The following is a 20,275-nucleotide window of genomic DNA, read 5'->3' as shown; positions in this document are numbered from 1 at the left end:
GCCCCGAGCGGCCGGCTCAGCCGCGCAGCGCCAGCGCGAAGGGCAGCACCTCGGTCGCACCCGCCCTGCGCACCTCGCGCGCCGCGACCGTCATGGTCCAGCGACTGTCGACCAGGTCGTCCACGAGCAGCACGGGTCCGACCGGAATGTCGAGGTGCGCGGCGCTGAACCGCTCCCAGACACCGGCGAGGCGGAACACGCTGTTGCCTCCCGGCTGCCCCGACGGGCCTCCCCCGACCGGGTCGAGCGCCCCGAGGTAGGGCAGGCGTCCGACCTCGGCGATGCCGCGAGCGAGCGAGTCGACCAGCAGCGGATGCGACCGCGAGGGCATCGCGATGACGGCGACCGGACGCTCGGCCCAGCCCCACGCGGCGAGCACGCGCACGCATCCGTCGAGCAGGTGCGGCGTCACGGCGGCGTCCGGCGCACCGGAGGCGAAGCGCTCGCGCAGTACGCCACCCCAGCCCAGATCGGTGAGTCGCGCGAGCGCCCGCCCCTCGCCGGCCTGCTCGTCGGCGGCGATCCGGCCACGCACGGGCACGTCCAGCCGATCGGCTCCGGTCGGCCACGCACGACGCGGCTCGATCGGCACCCCGACGCGGTCGAGCGACTCGGCGGCCTGCGTCGTCGCCGCGGTGCCGATCTCCCGCGGGAACCATTCGCCCGCACAGTTGTCGCATCGCCCGCAGGGTGCGGCCGTGTCGTCGTCGAGCGCCCGCTGCAGGAACTCCATGCGGCAGCCGTCGGTCTGCTCGTACTCAATCATGTGCTGCTGCTCGGCGAGACGCTCGGCGGCGATGCGCTGGTAGCGCTCGGCGTCGTAGGTCCACGGCTCTCCGGTCGCGACCCAGCCGCCCTGCACGCGCTGCACCGCGCCGTCGACATCGAGCACCTTCAACAGCAGTTCGAGGGGCGTGCGCCGGATGTCGACCATGGCCTCGAGGGCGGGCGTGGACAGTGGCGCATCGCCGAGCGCGCCGATCACCCGTTCGGCTCGTTCCCGGTCGGGCATCGACGCGGTGGCGAAGTAGTGCCAGATGTCACGATCCTCGACGCCGGGGAGCAGCAGCACGTCGGCGCTCTCGCTGGCACGACCCGCGCGACCGACCTGCTGATAGTAGGCGACTGGCGATGACGGCGCCCCGAGGTGCAGGACGAAACCCAGATCGGGCTTGTCGAAGCCCACGCCGAGAGCACTCGTGGCGACCAGCGCCTTGACCTCGTTGCGCTTGAGCAGGCCCTCCGATTCGGCGCGCTCCTCGGTGTCGGTCTGCCCGGTGTACGCCCGCACGTCGTGACCGTGGTCACGGAGCAATCGGGCGGTGTCGACCGCGGCCGCGACGGTCAGGGTGTAGATGATGCCGGATCCGGGCAGGTCGTCGAGGTGGCTGAGCAGCCAGGCCAGGCGGCTTGCGGAATCACGCAGCCGCAGCACGCCCAGTCGCAGCGAGGTCCGGGCGAGCGGCCCGCGGATCGTGAGCACGGGAGCCGCGGCGCCCGCGTCCGCGGGGAGGTCGCCGTGGAGGCTGCCGAGCTGTTCGGCGACGTCGGCCACCACGCGACTGTTGGCGGTCGCGGTGGTCGCGAGCACCGGCACGTCGGCGGGCATCTGCGCGATCAGGTCGCGCAGCCGCCGGTAGTCCGGGCGGAAGTCGTGACCCCAGTCGCTGATGCAGTGCGCCTCGTCGACCACGAGCATCCCGATGCGACGCACGAGCGCGGGAAGCTGCTGCTCGCGGAATGCGGGGTTGTTGAGCCGTTCGGGCGAGACGAGCAGCACGTCGACCTCGTCGCGGTCGAGCTGCCCGAGCACGTCCGCCCACTCGTGCGCGTTGGTGGAGTTGATCGCAACGGCGCGCACGCCTGCGCGTTCGGCGGCGGCGATCTGATCGCGCATGAGCGCCAGCAGCGGCGACACGAGCACGGTCGGCCCAGCCCCCTGTCGTCGCAGCAGCCGCGTCGCGACGAAGTACACCGCGGACTTGCCCCATCCGGTGCGCTGCACCACGAGCGCGCGCCTTCGCCCTTCGACGAGCGCTGCGATCGCCTCGTACTGCCCGTCGTGGAAGTCGGCGTCCGGTCGGCCGACGAGCTCGCGCAGCGCGGCGAGGGCGGCCCCACGGGTGTCGACGGGTGCGTCAGAGGTCATGACTCCACTCTGCCCCACCCCGCCGACACCCCTCCGCTCGGGGTCGAAAACGTGCTTCCCGACCCGTTCCGGGGCGCGTTTTCGACCACGCGGTCACTCCCAACGCCGTCTTGAAAGCCGGCGCCCGATATGTCAGAATTACCTAACGATCGGTCAGTAAAGATGACCGGAGCCGAGGAGTCGACGATGACCAGTCCCGCAGACCTGTCCCTGGTGGGCGAGATCTCCGATGAGGAGCGTCTGTTCGACGAGCTCATCGCCAACGAGCAGCGCATCGAGCCGCGCGACTGGATGCCGGACGCGTACCGCAAGACCCTGGTGCGCCAGATCTCCCAGCACGCCCACTCCGAGATCATCGGCATGCAGCCGGAGGGCAACTGGATCACGCGCGCGCCGAGCCTCAAGCGCAAGGCGATCCTGATGGCGAAGGTGCAGGACGAAGCCGGTCACGGCCTCTACCTGTACTCCGCCGCACAGACGCTCGGCACCACCCGCGACGAGATGATGGACCAGCTCATCAGCGGCAAGGCGAAGTACTCCTCGATCTTCAACTACCCCACCCCGACCTGGGCCGACATGGGCGCGATCGGCTGGCTCGTCGACGGCGCCGCGATCTGCAACCAGGTGCCGCTGTGCCGCGCCTCATACGGCCCCTATGGCCGCGCCATGGTGCGCGTCTGCAAGGAGGAGTCGTTCCACCAGAGGCAGGGATTCGAGATCCTCCTCTCCCTCATGCAGGGCACCGAGGAGCAGCGCGCGATGGCGCAGGACGCGGTGAACCGCTGGTACTGGCCGAGTCTGGCGATGTTCGGGCCGCCCGACGACCAGTCGCCGAACTCGGCGCAGTCGATGAAGTGGAAGATCAAGCGCTTCTCGAACGACGAGCTGCGCCAGCGCTTCGTCGGGATGCTCGTGCCGCAGGCCGAGATCCTCGGCATCACGCTCCCCGACCCGGATCTGCGCTTCGACGAGGAGACCGGGCAGTACGTGATCGGCGAGATCGACTGGGACGAGTTCTTCGAGGTGCTGCGCGGGAACGGCCCCTGCAACGCCGAGCGGCTTGAGCGCCGCAGAACCGCGCACGAAGAGGGCGCCTGGGTGCGCGAAGCCGCGGCCGAATACGCCCGCAAGCAGTCCCTGAAGACGAAGGCGGTGGCGTGATGGCGACTCCCGGCGCAGACGAGCGCGAGCCCTGGCCGCTGTGGGAGGTCTTCGTGCGCGCGAACCGCGGGCTCAGCCACGTCCACGTCGGCTCCCTGCACGCGCCGGATGCCGAGATGGCGATCCGCAACGCCCGCGACCTGTACACGCGTCGCGGCGAGGGCGTGTCGATCTGGGTCGCTCCGGCCGAGGCGATCACGACCAGCGACCCCGACGCCAAGGGCGCGTACTTCGAGAGCCCCGCCGGCAAGAACTACCGCCACGCCGTCTACTACACGGCGTCCGAGGGGGTGCCGCACCTGTGAGCGCCATGCACCCGACCAGCGCGCACGACGACCTCGACATCCACGGCGACGTCTCGGTCGACCAGCTCCGCCTCTCGCAGGAGCTATCGGGCACGGGCGCGGTCGCCGCGTCCGCGGACGTCGCCGAGTACGCGCTGCGCCTCGGCGACGACGCGCTGATCCTCTCGCAGCAGCTGGGCGCCTGGATCTCTCGCGCCCCGGAGCTCGAGGAGGACGTCGCCCTGGGTAACATCGCCCTCGACCTGCTCGGCCACGCCCGCTCCTTCCTGCACTACGCGGGGTCGTACGACGGGCGCAGCGAAGACGACCTCGCGTTCTTCCGCGACGAGCCCGAGTTCCGCTGTGCGTGGATCGTGCAGCAGCCCAACGGCGACTTCGCGCAGACGATCGCCCGGCAGTTCGTGGTGGCGACGTACATGTTCGAGCTGTACTCCGCGCTCCGCGCGAGCAGCGACGAGACCTTCGCCGCGATCGCCGAGAAGTCGCTCAAGGAGGTCGACTACCACCGCGATCACGCCGTGCAGTGGGTGCTACGCCTCGCCGGTGGCACGGAGGAGTCGCGTGCCCGGATGATCCGCGCGCTGGGTGACGTCTGGCCGTATGTGGACGAGCTGTTCCGCGACGACGAGTTGATCGAGCGACTCGGCGACGCGGCGGTGCGACCGTCGACCCTGCGCGGCGGATTCGACCGCGTGGTCGGCACCGTCTTCGCCGAGGCCGAGCTGTCGGTTCCGGCCGTCGCGGCCTCGTCCGCGGGCGGACGGCACGGTGCGCACGCGACGCCGCTCGGACACCTGCTCGCCGAGATGCAGGTGCTGGCGAGGCGACACCCGGGGGCGACATGGTGACCCTCACCCCGAACCAGGCGGCGTGGCGGATCGCCGCATCCGTGCCCGATCCCGAGGTGCCGGTGCTCACGATCGAAGACCTGGGCGTGCTGCGCGCGGTCGAGGTCGACGGGTCGCGCGTGCACGTCGACATCACGCCCACCTACAGCGGCTGCCCCGCCATGGACACCATCCGCGACGATGTGGTCCTCGCGCTCACGGCGGCCGGCTACGACGAGGTCGAGGTGCGCCTCGTGCTCTCCCCCGCGTGGACCACCGACTGGATGACCGACGCCGGCAAGACCAAGCTCGCGGCCTACGGCATCGCCCCGCCGTCCGGTCGCGCGGCGGTGTCGACCGGACCCATCCGGCTGTCGTTGAGCGTGCGCTGCCCTCGGTGCGGCTCTCTCGACACCCGCGAGGTCTCGCACTTCGGATCCACCTCCTGCAAGGCGCTGTTCGAGTGCCGCGCGTGCCTCGAACCCTTCGACCACTTCAAGGTGCACTGACATGTCGCTCTTCACCTCGGCTCCGGCACCTGCGCCGCGCGCGACCACGCCGCGCGCCGTGTCCCCCCGCACCCGGGCCCGCTTCCACACGCTCACGGTCGAGGATGTCCGCCCACTGACCGACGACTCCGTCGAGGTCACCTTCACCGTGCCCGCCGCCCTCGCCGACGAGTACGACCACCTGCCCGGCCAGTACGTGGCCCTGCGCACCACGCTCGACGGAGTCGAGGTGCGGCGCTCGTACTCGCTGTGCCGGGCCCCGGAGCATCGCGACGACGGACAGGACACGCGCCTGAGCGTGGCCGTGAAGCGCGATGAGGGCGGCCTGTTCTCCACCTGGGCGCAGACCGGCCTGCACCCCGGATTCGAGATCGACGTGATGAGCCCGCAGGGCACGTTCACCTCGGGGCTCGACGACCTCGACCACCGGCACGTCGTCGGCATCGCGGCGGGGTCGGGCATCACCCCGCTGATGGCGCTCGCCCACACCGTGCTGACCCGCTCCGACACCTCACGGTTCACTCTGCTGTACACGAACCGCGCGACGCTCGACGTGATGTTCCTGGAAGATCTCGCCGACCTCAAGGACCGCTACCCCACCCGGCTCGTGCTGCACCACGTGCTCTCCCGCGAGCAGCGGGCCGCCCCCGTGCTCTCCGGCCGGATCGACGAGGAGAAGCTGCGCACGGTCCTCGGCACGCTCATCCCGCCGTCGACCGTCGACGAGTGGTTCCTGTGCGGGCCGCTCGCGCTGGTCGATCTGTGCCGCGAGGTGCTGGCGGATGTCGGGGTGGATCGCTCGCACATCCGCTTCGAGCTGTTCACGACCGGCGACGAGCCCGCGCGCACCGCTCGTCCCGTCGAAGTGCGGGCCGGCCAGAAGACCTTCCGCATCGAGGTGACGCTCGACGGCGTCTCGTCGACCGTGGAGAGCCCGGTCGACGCGCACGAATCGGTGCTCAACGCGGCGCTGCGCGTGCGCCCCGACGCGCCCTTCGCCTGCGCGGGCGGGGTGTGCGGCACCTGCCGCGCCCGCGTGCTCGAGGGCAGCGTCACGATGACCGAGAACTACGCCCTGGAGCCGGACGAGCTCGAGCGCGGCTTCGTGCTCACCTGCCAGTCCCACCCGACCAGCGACCGCGTGGTCGTGGACTACGACGTCTGACCCGGAGGCCCCATGATCGACCTCACCATCGCCGACGACGTCGCCACGATCGTGTTGAACGCGCCGGCGAAGCTCAACGCGCTCGATGAGCAGGCGCTGGACGAGGTCGCCGCCGCCTACGAGGCCGCAGAGGCCGCGGGCGTGCGGGCACTGGTGCTGCGAGGCGAGGGACGCGCGTTCTGCGCCGGGCGCGACATCTCGGGCGTCGATCCGCGCGACGATGACGTGCTCGGCTTCCTGGGCGGCCTCGTCACCCCGCTGCTGCAGCGCATGGCACGCTTCCCCGCCCCGACCTTCGCGGTCGCGCACGGCGCCTGCCTCGGGGTCGGACTCGGCCTGCTGATCGCCACCGACGTCGTGTACGTCGCGGAGTCGGCGAAGATCGGCTCCCCGTTCGCGGCGCTCGGCGCGACGCTCGACTCCGGCGGTCACGCCCTGTTCCTGGAACGCCTCGGCGCCCACAAGGCGCTCGACCTCATCTACACCGGACGCCTGATGAGCGGTGCGGAGGCCGTGTCATCCGGCCTGTTCTCGCGCGTCTTCCCGGACGACGAGGTCGTGCAGGCGACGACCGAGGCCGCCGCCGCTGCCGCGCGAGGGGCCACCGCCGCGTTCCTCGCGAGCAAGGACCTCATCGCGCGGATCCGCGACGAACGGCTCTCGCTGTGGGAGTCGGTCGGTGTCGAGAACGCGGCGCAGGCGGCCCTGTGCGATACGGACGACTACCGCGAGGGGTTCGCCGCGTTCCAGGAGAAGCGCCGGCCGGAGTTCCACGGCCGCTGAGCGGATGTCCGACCCCGGTGCGAGAATGCGGGGATGAAGCTCGACGAGCTCGTCTCCACCGCCGACCGTGTCGGGGCCACATCGTCCCGACTCGCCAAGATCGACGCGCTCGCAGACCTCCTTTCCCGCGCCGCTCCCGACGGGATCCTCGCCGTCGTCGGCCTCCTGCTCGCGACTCCTCGTCAGGGCAGGCTGGGCGTCGGCTGGCGCGGCATCGCGACCCTCGACATCGCGCATGCCGAGAGCCCGACCCTCACGGTCGGCGACGTCGACCGTTCCTTGGAGGCGCTGGCCACGACCTCGGGGTCGGGCTCGGCGGCGACACGCAGCGGCATCCTCGGCGACCTCGCCTCCCGCGCCACGGCCGAGGAGTGGGACTTCCTCGCCCGCTCGATGCTCGGGGAGCTGCGGACGGGTGCGCTCTCGGGGGTGCTCCTCGACGCCATCGCCCGCGCGAGCGGACAGCCGCCGGCGATCGTGCGGCGCGCCGCGATGCTGTCCGGCGATCTCGGTGAAACGGCGCGCCTCGCCCTCACGGGCACGGCGGGCGAGCTCGAAGCGGTGGGCCTGCGAGTGGGCCGTCCGGTTCTGCCGATGCTGGCGGCCACGGCGGCGACGCCCTCGGCCGCCCTCGAGATCACCGGCCCGGCGTCGGTCGAGTACAAGCTCGACGGTGCCCGCATCCAGGTGCACCGCCACGGCGACGAGGTCGGCGTCTACACGCGGAGCCTGGCCGACATCACACACCGGGTGCCCGAGATCGTCGAGATCGTGCGCGCGCTGCCCGCGCACGACCTGATCCTCGACGGCGAGACGCTGTCACTCGATGAAGACGGCGGCCCGCGTCCCTTCCAGGAGACCATGTCGCGGTTCGGGGCCGACGTCTCTCGCGAGCTGGCGCTGCGGCCCTGGTTCTTCGACGTGCTGCACGTCGACGGGCGCGATCTGATCGACAAGCCCCTCTCCGTCCGCCTCGCCGAACTCGACCGCGTGGCCGGCGACTGGCGCATCCCCGGCATCGTCACCGAGGAGCCGGACGCGGCGGAGCAGCTGTCGCGCGACGCCCTCGCCGCCGGGCACGAGGGCGTGGTCGTCAAGGCGATCGAGGCGCCCTACGCGGCCGGTCGCCGCGGCAAGTCCTGGGTCAAGGTCAAACCCGTGCTGACGTTCGATCTGGTCGTGCTCGGCGCGGAGTGGGGTTCCGGGCGTCGCCGCGGCTGGCTGTCCAACCTGCATCTGGGCGCGCGTGACCCCGACGGTGAGTTCGGCGACCCCGACGAATTCGTCATGGTGGGCAAGACGTTCAAGGGACTCACCGACGAGCTTCTGCGCTGGCAGACCGCCGAGTTCCCCGAGCACGAGTCGCACCGCACGGCGTCAACCGTGTTCCTGCGCCCCGAGCTGGTCGTGGAGATCGCGATCGACGGTGTGCAGCGTTCTCCGCGGTACCCCGGCGGGATCGCGCTGCGTTTCGCCCGGGTGAAGGGCTACCGCCCCGACAAGATTCCCGCCGAGGCCGACACCATCGCATCCCTTCGCGCGCTGCTGAGGGGCTGAGCGACCCGATCAGGCCGAGGGAGCGAGCCCCTCGTCCTCTTCGCGCACGGTGCCGCGGAACGACCAGGGGAAGTTGATCCAGAGATCGGTGTCCTTCCACGCGAAGTCGGGTTGGATGATCGTGGAGGGCTTCGTGTAGATCGTGACGGACCGCACGTCGGCGCCCTTGTCCTGGAGCAGCTGCACGGCCAGGGCGAGCGTGCGCCCGGAGTCCGCGACGTCGTCGACGAGCAGCACCCGGCGCCCGTCGAGATAGGCCATGTCGAGCTCGGGGGGAAGCACCTCGGGGGCGTCCAGCACCGTGCCGATGCCGGTGTAGAACTCGACGTTGATCGCCCCGCAGTTCTTCGCGCCGAGCCCGTATGCGATGGCCCCCGCCGGCAGGAGTCCGCCGCGCGCGATGGCAACCACCACCTCGGGCATGAATCCGCTGTCGAGGATGGTCCGCGCAAGGTCGCGCGTCGCCGCCCCGAAGCCGTCCCAGGTGAGTGTCTCGCGCTCGATCGCTGCATCAGTCATTGCGGCATTCTCGCGCATCCCGCTGTGGACGACCCGCCCGGTATACTGGGCGCGTCCGGCCCTGCCGGTGTCTGCAAAAGAGGCACGAAGCGCTTCGCGAGGTCGCGAAGGCGAGACACATACGGAATCCGCACTCCTCCGTCCCTGTCTCGAAAGGCCCTCGCATGCCCTCCGTCTCCGCGCACGTCGCACTCACCCTCGCCCAGCACATCGACGCCGTCTTCGGCGTGATGGGCAACGGCAACGCCTACTTCCTCGATGCGATCGAGACGCAGACGGATGCCGTGTTCACCGCGGTGCGTCACGAGCAGGGCGCCGTGGTCGCGGCAGACGCCCATTTCCGCGCATCCGGACACATCGCGGCGGGCACCTCCACCTACGGCGCAGGATTCACGAACACCCTGACCGCGCTGGCCGAGGCCGTGCAGGCACACGTGCCGCTCGTGCTCGTGGTGGGCGACGAGCCCACCTCCGGCCCGCGCCCCTGGGACGTCGACCAGATCGCCCTCGCCTCCGCCGTCGGCGCGCGCACCTATACGGTCGGCCGTGCGGATGCCGCCGCGACCACCGTGATCGCGATCGAGCATGCTCTCACGTACCGCGTGCCGGTCGTGCTCGCGATCCCCTACGACGTCGCCGCGCTCGAAGCCGGCCCGGTGCCCGAGGCGCCGTCGCCGCGCATCCCGGCCCCGCTCGCCCCGCGCGGGGAGTTCGCGGAAGGGATGCTCGACGAGATCGCCGCGGCGCTGGCGAGTGCGGAGCGTCCGTTCCTGCTGGCCGGGCGCGGCGCCTGGCTGTCCGGCGCGAGTGCGGCGTTGGGCGAGCTCGCCGAGGCGACGGGTGCGCTGACCGCGTCGTCGGCGCTGGGCCGGGGTGTCTTCCCCGACCCGAGGTACGACCTGGGCGTGACCGGCGGCTTCGGTGCGGACGGGGCCATGGAGCTCGTCCGCACGGCCGATGTCGCCGTCGTGTTCGGAGCGGCGCTGAATCAGTTCACGATGCGGTTCGGCGAGCTGTTCGCGCCGGGCACCCGCGTGTTCCAGATCGATATCGCCCCCGCAGCGACCCACGCGCACGTCGGCGGGTTCGTCCGTGCCGATGCCCGTCTGGCCGCCGAAGCACTGGTCGCGCGGATCGGCGCAGACCGCCCCGCGACGCCGTGGCGCGAGTCGGTCGATATCGCGGCGGCCCGCACCTACGAGGCAGGCGACGAGCTCGCCCCGGACGGACGTCTCGACCCGCGATCCGCAGCGCGCCGCATCGCCGAGCTGCTGCCCGAGGACCGCGTGGTGGTGTCCGACGGCGGACACTTCATCGGCTGGGCGAACATGTACTGGCCGGTCGCCGCCCCCGACCGCATGATGATGGTCGGCACGGCGTTCCAGTCGATCGGGCAGGGCTGGCCGAGCGTCGTCGGTGCCGCGCTCGCCCGCAGGGAGTCGACCGTCGTGCTCACCTCGGGCGACGGCGGCGGGCTCATGGCGATCGCCGACCTGGAATCCGCCGTACGTGCGGCGGGTGGTCGGGGCGTGGCCGTGGTCTGGAACGACGCCGCTTACGGGGCCGAGGTCAACCTGTACGGGCTCAAGGGCCTGGCCGAGGGACCGATGCGGATCCCCGAGGTCGACTTCGCCGCGTTCGGCGGCGCCGTGGGCGCGGAGGGCGTGGTCGTTCGTACGCTCGCCGACCTCGATCGTCTGGCGACCTGGGCGCAGGAGGATCCCGCGACCCGACGCTTCCTGCTCCTCGACCTGCGCATCTCAGGCGATGTCATCGCGCCGTATCAGCAGGAGATCATCCGCGTGAACTCGTGAGACCGCGCATCCCCGTAGGCTCTCGCCATGTGGAATGACGTGCAGATCCTGCGTTTCAGCGCCTTCGCGGCGACACCGGACGGCGGCAACCCGGCCGGGGTCGTGCTCGATGCGGAGGGTCTCGACGACGCCGACATGCAGCGGATCGCGGCGGACGTCGGCTACTCGGAGACCGCGTTCCTGGTCGGGCGTGCGGATGATGCCGATGTGCCGCGCTACCAGGTGCGGTACTGGTCACCGGCCGCCGAGGTGCCGTTCTGCGGGCACGCGACCGTGGCGACCGCCGTGGCCCTGGCCGAACGCGATGGCCCCGGCCCGATCCGGTTCGACACGGTGGCCGGCGCGGTGACGATGAGCACCGTGCGCGATGACTCCGGGGCGGTCGAGGTGTCGTTCACGAGCGTCGAGCCGCGGGTGCGCGAGCTCGACGACGACGTGCGCGACCGCCTGCTCACGCTGCTCGGGCTGGACGCATCCGACCTCGACCCGCGCTTCCCCGCCCGTGAGGCGTTCGCGGGCAACTGGCATCCCATCCTGTTCCTGTCGGATCGGGAGCTGTTCCACCAGTTCCGCTTCGCCCCCGCCGAGGTCGCTGCCCTGATGCGCGAGCAGGGGTGGCTCGGCACTGTCACCGTGCTCCACGCCGATGACCCCGCCGAGCTCGAGGCCCGCAACCTGTTCCCGGTCGGTCGCATCACGGAGGATCCGGCGACGGGCTCGGCAGCGGCATCCGTCGGCGCCTACCTGCGCAGCGCGGGATTCACGGGAGCCGACGTCCGCATCCGCCAGGGCGCGCACGTCGGCCGTCCCAGTGAACTGCGCGTCATGATCCCCGCGACCGGGGGCATCGTCGTCTCGGGCGGCGCCTCGCGCATCGGCTGACCACCCGCTGAGCCCTAGGCCCCGTAGTCGGGCAGCTCCTGCAGGGTCCAGGTGTTGCCGTCCGGGTCGTCGAACGACACGAAGCGCCCCCAGTCGAGGTCCTGCACGCCACGGGCTTCCACGCCGACGCCCTGCAGATGCGCCAGGGCTTCATCGGCGTCGGGCACCACGACCTGGATCGTGTTCTGCTTCCCCGGCTCGAGGTCGATGCCCAAGCCGGTGCCGAACGCGATCGAGCAGGCCGACCCCGGCGGCGTCATCTGCACGAACCGCAGGCCGTCGGTGGGTGTCTGATCCCAGTCGGGGTTGAAGCCGATCTTCTCGTAGAACTCCTTCGACCTGTCCACATCGGTGACCGGCACGAAGATGAGCTCGATCTTCCAGTCCATCACGCACTCCTCCTGTCGGGCGCCGTCGCCCGTCGGCGTCCACGGTACGCGCGGCCACCGACACCCACCAGGGTCCGCCCGGAACACCCCGGCGCCGTGCCCGACCAGGCGATCCGGCCGTCAGATCCAGCCCTTGTCCTGCGCGATCCGGACCGCCTGCGCGCGATTCACCGCGCCCGTCTTCCCGATCGCGGCGGACAGGTGGTTGCGCACGGTGCCCGCCGACAGGAACACCTCCGCGGCGATCGCTGCCGCCGAACGTCCGTCCGCCGCGAGGCTCAGTACCTGCCGCTCCCGGTCGCTCAGGGGGTTCGCCCCCTCGAACAGGCTCTCCGCGGCGAGCGCAGGGTCCAGCACCCGCATCCCGGAGTGCACGCGGCGCACCGCCTCGGCCAGCTGTTCGGCCGGCGTGTCCTTGACGATGAAGCCGCTCGCCCCGGCATCCAGCGCCGAGCGCAGGTACCCCGGGCGGGCGAAGGTCGTCACGACCAGTACCCGCGTCGTCGGGCTCGCCTCCCGGATGCGCCGTGTGGCATCGACCCCGTCCATCCCGGGCATCTGGATGTCCATCAGGCAGACATCCGGCCGCAGCTGCTCGACGAGCCGCACAGCCTCCGCGCCGTCGGGAGCCATGCCGACCACGGTCAGATCGGGTTCCAGGTCGAGCAGCGCACCGAGCGCGCCGCGCACCAGCGCCTGGTCGTCCGCGATCAGCAGCCGGATGCCGTCGCTCGATGCCGTCACCACGTCACCTCCACACGCGTGCCGCCGGCCGGATCGTCGGATGCCCCCACGACGAAACCCGCCCCCGCCGCGGCCGCGCGCTCGCGCATGCCCCGGATGCCGTTGCCCTCCGCCGCGCCGGCTCCCACACCGTCGTCCTCGAACACCAGTCGCCCCGGCGCCAGCTGCACCCGCACTGTGCGAGCCCGCGAATGACGCAGCGTGTTCGTGGTCGCCTCGCGCAGGATCCAACTCGCGGTGATCGCCTGCACCGGGGAGAGCGCGCCCGGCTCCCCCGTCACCTGCAGGGCGATGTCCGCCGCGCGCAGTGCATCGCGCGACGACGCGAGCTGCTCGACCAGGGTGGTGGCCCGCGCTCCCGCCACCGTGGAACGCACCCCCGCGATCGCCTCCGCCGTCAGCTGCTCGATGTCCGCGAGTTCGGCCTTGGCCCGCTCGGGATCCGTGTCCATGAGGCGCCGCACCAGCTGCGCCTTCAGACCCACGACCGTCAGCGAGTGCCCGATCAGGTCGTGCACGTCGCGCGCCACGGCCTCGCGTCCTTCGCTCGTCGCCAGTTCCAGTCCCAGCCGCTCGGCCTCCGCGGAGCGCAGGATGAGCCAGGTCGTCACGGTGTTCACGATCCCGAGCAGTCCCACGATCGCGAGCACGGACAGGTAGCCGAGTCCGCCCGGCAGCAGGAACACGCACAGCGCCGTGATCGCGACGGCCGCGATCGTCGTGATCCAGTGCCACACCCGGGTGAGTCCGTACGAGGCGAACGACATGATGAACGGCAGGAAGCTGAGGGCCGAGCCTCCCTCGGCGGGCACCGAGATCAGCGCGCACGCGATGAGCGCCGCGAACGTCACCCACTGTCGCGTGGACGGCGTCCGACCGAGCCCTCCGCCGCCGCGCATCCCGTGCATGAACCCGGTCACGTAGAGCACGATGAAGGCGACCAGGGCCACCCAGCCCACGACCACCCACACGAGCGGAGCCTCGGAGCGCACGAGCGCGATCACCGGATAGACGAGGAACACCAGCCAGATCACGGCCATCAGCCATCCGAACCGCGCCCACGGATCCTTCCCCGCCGTGCGGCGTGCCCCTGGTGCCGACCAGGCCGCCGGGGCCGCACCCGCCGCCGCGAACTGCGCGGCGTCACGGGTGGGCCCCGGTGATCCCGGATGCTCCGGGTTCGCGTGCTGCGTCATCCGTCCAACCTACTGTCGGCGCCCGCGACTACTGCCGCGCCCGCGACCGCTTCATGCCCATCATGACCAGGGCGGCGAACAGGGCGAGCCAGACGGCGACGTTGAGGAACAACATCCACAGCGGGTCGGTCTGCCCGGTGGTGAGCACCCCGTCGGTCAGCGGCCAGCGGCTGAGCGCCACGAAGCCGTACAGGGGCGTGAACCGGGCGATGTCGAGCATCACTCCGTCGAGCGGCATGAACACGTTGCCGAAGAACGCGAAGAACGTCATCGAGATCGATGCGAGAGCGGCCGCGGAATCCGAGCTGAAGAACAGTCCGACGCCGAGCCCGAACAGCCCGCACATCAGACCGATCCCGAGGATGATGCCGGCCGTCGCGGCCCACCGCCAGACGTCGTCCACGTGCGCCCCCGTCATCGCGCCGGCGGTGAACACCGCCACCAGGGCGAGGGCCGCGAACGACACCGCCGTGAGCAGCTTCGTGAGCGCGTAGCCGGCGGTGGTCAACGGTGTCATAGCGAGCTGGCGGCCCCAGCCCTGCTTCGACTCGGTGGCGGCGAGCGAGGTGAGCGAGCTCATCGCGACCGCCGTGCCGTATGCGGCCATCGACGTCATCACGTAGAAGGAGACGTTCCCGTGGCCGGCGGAGAGGCTGCCGTAGCCCATCCCGGCACCGAACAGCAGGTACATCGCGACCGGCATCGCCAGGGTGAACGCGAGGGTGTAGGGGTTGCGCAGCTGGCGGACGCCCTCGATGCGCAGCATGGTGGGTGAGACGAGCATGTCAGTTCTCCGTGAGGGCCGTGAAGGCGGTTTCGAGGGTGGGGGCGGCGATCTCCAGATCGTGAGCACCGTGGTCGAGCAGGATGCGCGCGGCGGCATCGGAATCCGCGGCCCGCAGACTCAGTCGATCGCCGTCCAGGCGCACGGCGGTGACACCGTCGACCGCCCGCAGCGTCCCGGCGAGAGCCGCGGAGTCGGCGTCGACCGTCGCGGAGACCGTGCGTTCGCCGAGGCTGGCGCGCAGGAGGGCGGTCGGGGCATCCGCGACGATCGTGCCGTGGTGCATCACCACGGTCCGTCGAGCGAACTGCTCCGCCTCCTCGAGGTAATGGGTGGCGAAGATGATGGTGCGACCGGCGTCCGCGTCCGCCCGCATCACATCCCAGAAGTGGCGGCGTGCCGTGACGTCCATCCCCGCCGTCGGCTCGTCGAGCACCAGGATGTCGGGATCGGAGACCATGGCGAGCGCGAACTTCACGCGCTGCTGCTCCCCGCCGGAGCACTTCGACACGCGGCGACGGGCGAGCGGTTCCAGGTCGGCGCGCGCCATCACCTCGGGGACACGGCGGAGGGCGTCGGCACCGTGCAGCGAGGCGATCAGGCGCACGGTCTCCCCCACCGTCAGGTCTCCGAGCAGTCCGCCGGTCTGCAGCACCGCACCGATCTCGCCGCTCGCCGTGGCCCGCTCCGGCGAGACGCCGAGCACCTGCACGGTGCCGCTGCTGGGGGTGGTGAGCCCGAGCAGCATGTCGAGGGTGGTCGTCTTGCCGGCGCCGTTCGGACCCAGCAGCGCGACGACCTCACCACGCCGGACCGAGAGGTCGATCCCGTCGACGGCCTGCACGCGGCGGTCGCCCGTGCCGAAGTGACGGCGCACACCGCGCAGGTCGAGCACCACAGGTGCGGAGTTCGAGGGTTCGGATGCGGGTCGTGCGGCGACCTGCGGCGCCGCTGCATCCACGGAGGAACTGTTCATGCTTCCAGCCTCGCCGGATGCCGCGCACGACACCGGAGGGAGATGTCATCTCCTCGACGTGACACGTGTCATGCCGAGATCGCCCGCGGAGGAGATCTCACGCATCGCAGGACCAGTCCGCGCGAGCTCTCCTTCAGATCGGGAGAACTCCTTCAGACGCGGAGACCCGCCCTCAGCGCGCCGGCAGCAGAGCGCCTTCGAGGAACGCCGCGAGCTCGTCGACCGTGTCCAACGGAAGGATCGCCGCCACGTACTGGTCGGGCCGCACCACGACGACCACGCCGTCACGGGACAGCTCGCGCGCGGCGAAGATGTCGGTCTCGCACCACTTGCTGGGACCCGCCGCGTAGACCTTCTCCCAGTCGGTGAGACCGAGCGGACCCGTCTTCGGCTGGAACAGCGCGGGGGCCGTGGTGACCTCGACCTCGTCGAACGGCTGCTGGTACACGGCCTTCACGTCGAACACCGCGTCGACGTCGTCATCCGCCGGGGTGAAGCGCGCGAACACCGGTGCGGCCTGCTCGGCCCAGGCCGCGAGCGTCTCGCCGGTGCGGTCACCGAACGCGTAGACGCGCCAGCGGCCGTCGGCCTTCGCGTGGTGCCCGAGGTGGGTCACGTTGCCGTCGCCCACGCGCACGACCTCGGCCGACTTGAACCGCTTGCCCAGCGGGAAGCCCGCGGCGAGCGCCTGGTGCGCGTCGGTGCCGGTGATCATCGACGAGGCGTACTGCGTCATGAACCCCGACGGGAACTCGGCCGTGGCGAGGTAGTAGGTGGCGAGGTCGTTGGGGTCGGAGATCTCCTCGGGCTTGCGGGCCATCAGGCTCGACCACTCGCGGTCGAAGTCGATCAGCTGCTGCGCCACCGGACGCCGCTCTGCACCGTAAGTCGCGAGCAGCGTCTCGGGCGCGCGGCCCGTCAGCACCGAGCCGAGCTTCCAACCGAGGTTGAAGCCGTCCTGCATCGACACGTTCATGCCCTGACCCGCCTTGGCGCTGTGCGTGTGGCAGGCATCGCCGGTCAGGAAGACGTGCGGTGTGCGTCCGGAGTCGTCGATCACGTCGTCGAAGCCGTCGGTCACGCGGTGGCCGACCTCGTACACGCTGTGCCAGGCGACCTCGCGCACATCGAGCGTGTACGGGTGCAGGATCTCGTTGGCCCGGCGGATGATCTCCTCGATCGGCGTCTGTCGCACGCGGTGGTCGTCGTCGTCGGCGACCTCGCCGAGGTCGATGTACATCCGGCTCAGGTAGCCGCCCTCGCGCGGGATGTGCAGGATGTTGCCCGCTTCGGAGTTGATCGCGCATTTGGTGCGCCAATCCGGGAAGTCGGTGTTCACGAGCACATCCATGACGCCCCAGGCGTGGGCGGAGATCCCGCCGACGTGCCTGCGGCCGATCGCCTCGCGCACGCCGCTGCGGGCCCCGTCGCAGCCCACGACGTAGGTCGCGCGGATGGTGCGCTCCTCGCCCGCGCGCTCCCCCGCCACGTAGCGCACGCGCACCTCCACGGGGTGCTCGCCCTCGGGGTGCGCGGTGAGGCCGATGAACTCGACGCCGTAGTCGGGCACGATGCGTCCTGGTCCGTTCGCGGCGGCCTCGGCGAAGTAGTCGAGCACGCGTGCCTGGTTGACGATCAGGTGCGGGAACTCGCAGATGTCGTAGGCGTAGTCGGCGGTGCGCGAGGTGCGGATGATCTCGTCGCGCTTGTCGGGGTTCGGGCCCCAGAAGTTCATCCAGCCGATGTTGTACGCCTCGGCGATGATGCGCTCGGCGAATCCGAAGGCCTGGAAGGTCTCGACGCTGCGCGGCTGGATGCCGTCGGCCTGGCCGAGGGGCAGGCGTCCGTCGCGCTTCTCGATGATGCGCGTGGAGATGCCGGGGTACTGGGACATCTGTGCGGCGAGCAGCATCCCGGCGGGCCCGGAGCCGACGATGAGCACGTCGATCTCGTCGGGCAGGTCGGCGGGGCGGTCCGCGCCGATGCCGGCGGCGTCCTGCACGCGCGGGTCAGCGGAGACGTAGCCGTGGTGGTGGAACTGCATCGTCGTCGATTCCTTCCGGACTTCTTCGTCGGGTGTTGCGTTCGTCGGGTGTTGCTTTGCGAAGCGGCATGTTCTATATTCGAACACACTGTTCTACTATTGAACACAGCCTAATCCGCCCTGTCCGCGATCGCAAGGGAGCGCACGCATGCCCGAGAGCACGACCAGCTCCCCCGCGTCGCAGACGCTCAGCCGCGGCATCCGCATCCTCGAGGTGCTGGCCGACGCGCGCGGCCCCCTCACAATCGACGAGATCGCGACCCGCCTCGGCGTGCACCGCTCGATCGCCTACCGCCTTCTGCGCACCCTCGAAGACCACGGACTGGTCACCCGCGACGCCGCGGGTGCCGTGAGCCTCGGAGCCCGCATGGCCGCCCTCGCCGCCGGCGTCGCGCACGACCTGCAGGCGGAAGCGCTTCCCGAGCTCACCGCGATCGCGAACGAGCTGGGCATGACATGCTTCCTCGCCGTGCTCGACGGCGCCGAGTGCATCACGCTCGCCAGCGTCGAGCCCCGCCACGCGGTCGCGAGCGTCGCCCAGCGGCCCGGTGCACGACACCCCGTCACGGTCGGTGCCCCCGGCAAGGCGATCCTCGCGCAGCTGCCGACGACGGAGTGGCCGACCGATGTGCCCGCGTCTCTTCCTGCCGACGTGGCCGCGACCGAGGGGCGCGGATACGCCACCAGCCACGACGAGGTGATCCCCACGGTGCAGTCGGTCGCGGTGCCCCTCGTGCTCCGCGGGCAGCGCCCCGCCGCGATCGCCGTCGTGCACGTGGCGACCGACCTCGACGACGCCGTGATCGCCGCACGACTGCAGCGATCGGCGACCGTGATCCGCGAGGCGCTCGACGGCTGACCCCTCCCGCCCCAACAGCGCGTGGCGCGATCGAAAACGCACGCCTACGGGTGAATAGACGCGCGTTTTCGATCCCGCAGCGCGACGAGGCGGGATCAGGCCTTCGCGAGTCCGTAGATCGGGCTGACGGCCTGCTTCTCCTCGCGGTCCGGTCCGAGCGGGATGCCGGAGCGGTCGCGCAGCAGCAGCGTCGCGACGAGGCCCAGCACGGTCATGCCTGCGAGGTACCAGGTGACCGCGTTGGTCGAACCCGTCGCCTGCACGATCGCCGTGGCGATGGTCGGCGCGAAGGCCCCGCCGGCGATTGCCCCGATCGCGTACGAGATCGAGACGCCGGAGAACCGGATGCTCGCCGGGAACAGTTCCGTGTACAGCGCCGCCTGCGGCCCGTACGTGAACCCGAGACCGATCGTGAGGATCGCGATCCCCGCGAACAGCAGGCCGACTTCACCCGTGTTGACGAGCGGGAACAGTGCGAAGACACCGACCAACTGCAACACCCACCCGATGAGGTAGGTCGTACGACGGCCGATGCGGTCGGAGACCCATCCGGCCAGCAGGGTCGTGAGCAGCCAGGTGACCGCGGATCCGGCGACCGCCCACAGCACGGGACCGCGCTCGAGGCCGATCGGCCCCTCGGGGTTCGTGGCATAGTTCTGGATGTAGCCGCCGGTGGTCATGTAGCCCACCGCGTTGTTGCCTGCGAACACGAGCGCGGCGATGATCACGAGGAGCAGGTGCTTGCGGAACAGCTGCACGATCGGCATCTTCGCCTTCTCCTTGCGTGCGGCGAGCTCGGCGAATACCGGGCTCTCCTCGACCTTGCGGCGCACGTAGTACCCGACGAGGATCAGCACCACACTGAGCAGGAACGGCACACGCCAGCCCCAGGAGAGGAACTGGTCGCCCGGCGCGATCGCGGTCATGATGGCCATGACTCCGGAGGCCAGCAGCAGCCCGAGCGGCACACCGATCTGCGGCGAGGCGCCGAAGATGCCGCGCTTCTTGCGCGGAGCGTGCTCGACGGCCATCAGCACCGCGCCACCCCACTCGCCGCCGGCCGAGATGCCCTGGATGATGCGCAGGAGCACCAGCAGCATCGGCGCCATCACGCCGATGCTCTCGTAGGTCGGGAGCAGACCGATCAGCGCGGTCGCCGCGCCCATCAGGATCAGCGTCCACATCAGCACGGCCTTGCGCCCGAGCTTGTCGCCGAAGTGCCCTGCGAGGAACGCCCCGAGCGGGCGGAACAGGAAGCTGACGCCGACGGTGGCGAAGGCGACGAGTGCGCTGTCCGCTCCGAGCGGGGCGAAGAACAGCTGCCCGAAGACGAGGCCGACGGCCGTCGCGTAGATGAAGAAGTCGTACCACTCCACAGTGGTGCCGACGACGGTGGCGAACACGACGCGGCGTCGATCGGCCGCTGTCGCGATGGTTCCGGTGGGCGTGAACCCATCCTGTGACTGCCCGCTCATGGGGTGTCTCCTTTGGTTGTGACCGCATTGTCACGGCGTGCGCGGACGTGAATCCGAAGTGCTTGCCGAGGGGTGAACCGATGATATATGATTTCGAATACGACGCACAAGGCGTCCCCTGCACCACACCAGACGAG

At 70.7% G+C, this 20,275-nt stretch carries 19 protein-coding genes; 10 read left to right on the top strand and 9 right to left on the bottom strand.

Translation table 11 applies throughout. The annotated features are described in order from the left end of the window. Window positions 1-16 precede the first annotated feature (16 nt). Window positions 17-2,149 carry a RecQ family ATP-dependent DNA helicase gene (locus WFM69_RS11265; RefSeq protein ID WP_337004657.1) on the bottom strand — a complete coding sequence of 711 codons (2,133 nt, stop codon included), beginning with the start codon at window positions 2,147-2,149 and terminating at the stop codon, window positions 17-19. 186 nt (window positions 2,150-2,335) lie between these two features. Here WFM69_RS11265 and paaA point away from each other — a divergent pair, with 186 nt between their 5' ends. Genes paaA through WFM69_RS11230 form a run of 7 tightly spaced genes read left to right on the top strand, consistent with a single transcriptional unit; the run spans window position 2,336 to window position 8,456 of the window. Then, the gene (paaA, locus tag WFM69_RS11260; protein WP_337004655.1) at window positions 2,336-3,310 is read left to right on the top strand and encodes a 1,2-phenylacetyl-CoA epoxidase subunit PaaA; all 975 of its coding nucleotides are present in this window, start codon (window positions 2,336-2,338) and stop codon (window positions 3,308-3,310) included. Further along, the gene (gene paaB / locus WFM69_RS11255; RefSeq protein ID WP_029262355.1) at window positions 3,310-3,615 is read left to right on the top strand and encodes a 1,2-phenylacetyl-CoA epoxidase subunit PaaB; all 306 of its coding nucleotides are present in this window, start codon (window positions 3,310-3,312) and stop codon (window positions 3,613-3,615) included. Before paaA ends, paaB begins: the two co-directional genes overlap by 1 nt. A gap of 5 nt (window positions 3,616-3,620) precedes the next feature. After that, window positions 3,621-4,463 (top strand): 1,2-phenylacetyl-CoA epoxidase subunit PaaC, encoded by an 843-nt coding sequence (gene paaC, locus WFM69_RS11250; protein ID WP_337004783.1) that lies wholly within the window; start codon window positions 3,621-3,623, stop codon window positions 4,461-4,463. After that, window positions 4,457-4,951: a 1,2-phenylacetyl-CoA epoxidase subunit PaaD gene (paaD, locus tag WFM69_RS11245; protein WP_337004650.1), complete on the top strand. Its 495-nt coding sequence runs from the start codon at window positions 4,457-4,459 to the stop codon at window positions 4,949-4,951. The genes paaC and paaD overlap by 7 nt, the downstream gene beginning before the upstream one ends. Before the next feature lies 1 nt (window position 4,952). Continuing rightward, entirely contained in the window at window positions 4,953-6,116 is a 1,164-nt protein-coding gene (gene paaE, locus WFM69_RS11240) for a 1,2-phenylacetyl-CoA epoxidase subunit PaaE (protein WP_337004648.1), read from the top strand. 12 nt (window positions 6,117-6,128) lie between these two features. Then, complete coding sequence (locus WFM69_RS11235; RefSeq protein ID WP_337004647.1) at window positions 6,129-6,899, top strand: enoyl-CoA hydratase/isomerase family protein; 771 nt, start codon at window positions 6,129-6,131, stop codon at window positions 6,897-6,899. A 33-nt stretch (window positions 6,900-6,932) separates the two neighbouring features. Then, window positions 6,933-8,456, top strand: a complete 1,524-nt coding sequence (locus WFM69_RS11230) for an ATP-dependent DNA ligase (protein ID WP_337004646.1) — start codon at window positions 6,933-6,935, stop codon at window positions 8,454-8,456. Window positions 8,457-8,465: 9 nt separating this feature from the next. Here WFM69_RS11230 and WFM69_RS11225 read toward each other — a convergent pair whose 3' ends face one another. Beyond that, complete coding sequence (locus WFM69_RS11225) at window positions 8,466-8,975, bottom strand: phosphoribosyltransferase (protein ID WP_337004644.1); 510 nt, start codon at window positions 8,973-8,975, stop codon at window positions 8,466-8,468. Window positions 8,976-9,139: 164 nt separating this feature from the next. On the opposite strand from WFM69_RS11225, the gene WFM69_RS11220 reads away from it, so the two are divergent. Continuing rightward, window positions 9,140-10,789, top strand: a complete 1,650-nt coding sequence (locus WFM69_RS11220) for a thiamine pyrophosphate-binding protein (RefSeq protein ID WP_337004642.1) — start codon at window positions 9,140-9,142, stop codon at window positions 10,787-10,789. 27 nt (window positions 10,790-10,816) lie between these two features. Next, a complete protein-coding gene (locus tag WFM69_RS11215; RefSeq protein WP_337004640.1) occupies window positions 10,817-11,671 on the top strand; it encodes a PhzF family phenazine biosynthesis protein in 855 nt (284 codons plus the stop codon). A 14-nt stretch (window positions 11,672-11,685) separates the two neighbouring features. On the opposite strand, the gene WFM69_RS11210 is transcribed toward WFM69_RS11215, so the two are convergent. From WFM69_RS11210 to WFM69_RS11185, 6 genes are all read right to left on the bottom strand, one after another. Then, window positions 11,686-12,060, bottom strand: coding sequence for a VOC family protein (locus tag WFM69_RS11210; RefSeq protein WP_337004638.1), 375 nt, complete (start codon window positions 12,058-12,060; stop codon window positions 11,686-11,688). Window positions 12,061-12,180: 120 nt separating this feature from the next. Further along, entirely contained in the window at window positions 12,181-12,807 is a 627-nt protein-coding gene (locus tag WFM69_RS11205) for a response regulator transcription factor (RefSeq protein WP_442928376.1), read from the bottom strand. Continuing rightward, on the bottom strand, window positions 12,801-14,000 hold the full coding sequence (locus tag WFM69_RS11200; protein WP_337004634.1) for a sensor histidine kinase: 1,200 nt from the start codon (window positions 13,998-14,000) through the stop codon (window positions 12,801-12,803). Before WFM69_RS11200 ends, WFM69_RS11205 begins: the two co-directional genes overlap by 7 nt. Before the next feature lie 28 nt (window positions 14,001-14,028). Continuing rightward, window positions 14,029-14,784, bottom strand: a complete 756-nt coding sequence (locus tag WFM69_RS11195; RefSeq protein WP_337004632.1) for an ABC transporter permease — start codon at window positions 14,782-14,784, stop codon at window positions 14,029-14,031. A 1-nt stretch (window position 14,785) separates the two neighbouring features. Further along, window positions 14,786-15,760 (bottom strand): ABC transporter ATP-binding protein, encoded by a 975-nt coding sequence (locus WFM69_RS11190; RefSeq protein ID WP_337004630.1) that lies wholly within the window; start codon window positions 15,758-15,760, stop codon window positions 14,786-14,788. Between the two features lie 172 nt (window positions 15,761-15,932). Beyond that, window positions 15,933-17,804 (bottom strand): FAD-dependent monooxygenase, encoded by a 1,872-nt coding sequence (locus tag WFM69_RS11185; RefSeq protein WP_337004628.1) that lies wholly within the window; start codon window positions 17,802-17,804, stop codon window positions 15,933-15,935. Window positions 17,805-17,952: 148 nt separating this feature from the next. Between WFM69_RS11185 and WFM69_RS11180 the strand changes: the two genes are divergently transcribed. Next, window positions 17,953-18,663, top strand: a complete 711-nt coding sequence (locus WFM69_RS11180; protein ID WP_337004626.1) for an IclR family transcriptional regulator — start codon at window positions 17,953-17,955, stop codon at window positions 18,661-18,663. A 95-nt stretch (window positions 18,664-18,758) separates the two neighbouring features. Here the strand turns inward: WFM69_RS11180 and WFM69_RS11175 are convergent, their stop codons facing one another. Beyond that, window positions 18,759-20,138 (bottom strand): MFS transporter, encoded by a 1,380-nt coding sequence (locus WFM69_RS11175; protein WP_337004625.1) that lies wholly within the window; start codon window positions 20,136-20,138, stop codon window positions 18,759-18,761. Window positions 20,139-20,275: the final 137 nt, after the last annotated feature.

The organism is Microbacterium sp. LB12 (genome assembly GCF_037150835.1).
Classification (GTDB): domain Bacteria; phylum Actinomycetota; class Actinomycetes; order Actinomycetales; family Microbacteriaceae; genus Microbacterium.
The sequence above is the reverse complement of the archived record's forward strand: the minus strand, read 5'-3'. Positions and strand labels throughout refer to the sequence as shown.

Coding starts and splice junctions, on each gene's coding strand:
- WFM69_RS11225 (WP_337004644.1), bottom strand. CDS start 8,975: ATGACTGATGCAGCGATCGAGCGCGAGACACTCACCTGGGACGGCTTC.
- WFM69_RS11220 (WP_337004642.1), top strand. CDS start 9,140: ATGCCCTCCGTCTCCGCGCACGTCGCACTCACCCTCGCCCAGCACATC.
- WFM69_RS11175 (WP_337004625.1), bottom strand. CDS start 20,138: ATGAGCGGGCAGTCACAGGATGGGTTCACGCCCACCGGAACCATCGCG.
- WFM69_RS11200 (WP_337004634.1), bottom strand. CDS start 14,000: ATGACGCAGCACGCGAACCCGGAGCATCCGGGATCACCGGGGCCCACC.
- WFM69_RS11185 (WP_337004628.1), bottom strand. CDS start 17,804: ATGCAGTTCCACCACCACGGCTACGTCTCCGCTGACCCGCGCGTGCAG.
- WFM69_RS11235 (WP_337004647.1), top strand. CDS start 6,129: ATGATCGACCTCACCATCGCCGACGACGTCGCCACGATCGTGTTGAAC.
- paaD (WP_337004650.1), top strand. CDS start 4,457: ATGGTGACCCTCACCCCGAACCAGGCGGCGTGGCGGATCGCCGCATCC.
- WFM69_RS11190 (WP_337004630.1), bottom strand. CDS start 15,760: ATGAACAGTTCCTCCGTGGATGCAGCGGCGCCGCAGGTCGCCGCACGA.
- WFM69_RS11215 (WP_337004640.1), top strand. CDS start 10,817: ATGTGGAATGACGTGCAGATCCTGCGTTTCAGCGCCTTCGCGGCGACA.
- WFM69_RS11195 (WP_337004632.1), bottom strand. CDS start 14,784: ATGCTCGTCTCACCCACCATGCTGCGCATCGAGGGCGTCCGCCAGCTG.
- WFM69_RS11180 (WP_337004626.1), top strand. CDS start 17,953: ATGCCCGAGAGCACGACCAGCTCCCCCGCGTCGCAGACGCTCAGCCGC.
- paaE (WP_337004648.1), top strand. CDS start 4,953: ATGTCGCTCTTCACCTCGGCTCCGGCACCTGCGCCGCGCGCGACCACG.
- paaB (WP_029262355.1), top strand. CDS start 3,310: ATGGCGACTCCCGGCGCAGACGAGCGCGAGCCCTGGCCGCTGTGGGAG.
- WFM69_RS11230 (WP_337004646.1), top strand. CDS start 6,933: ATGAAGCTCGACGAGCTCGTCTCCACCGCCGACCGTGTCGGGGCCACA.
- paaA (WP_337004655.1), top strand. CDS start 2,336: ATGACCAGTCCCGCAGACCTGTCCCTGGTGGGCGAGATCTCCGATGAG.
- paaC (WP_337004783.1), top strand. CDS start 3,621: ATGCACCCGACCAGCGCGCACGACGACCTCGACATCCACGGCGACGTC.
- WFM69_RS11265 (WP_337004657.1), bottom strand. CDS start 2,149: ATGACCTCTGACGCACCCGTCGACACCCGTGGGGCCGCCCTCGCCGCG.
- WFM69_RS11210 (WP_337004638.1), bottom strand. CDS start 12,060: ATGGACTGGAAGATCGAGCTCATCTTCGTGCCGGTCACCGATGTGGAC.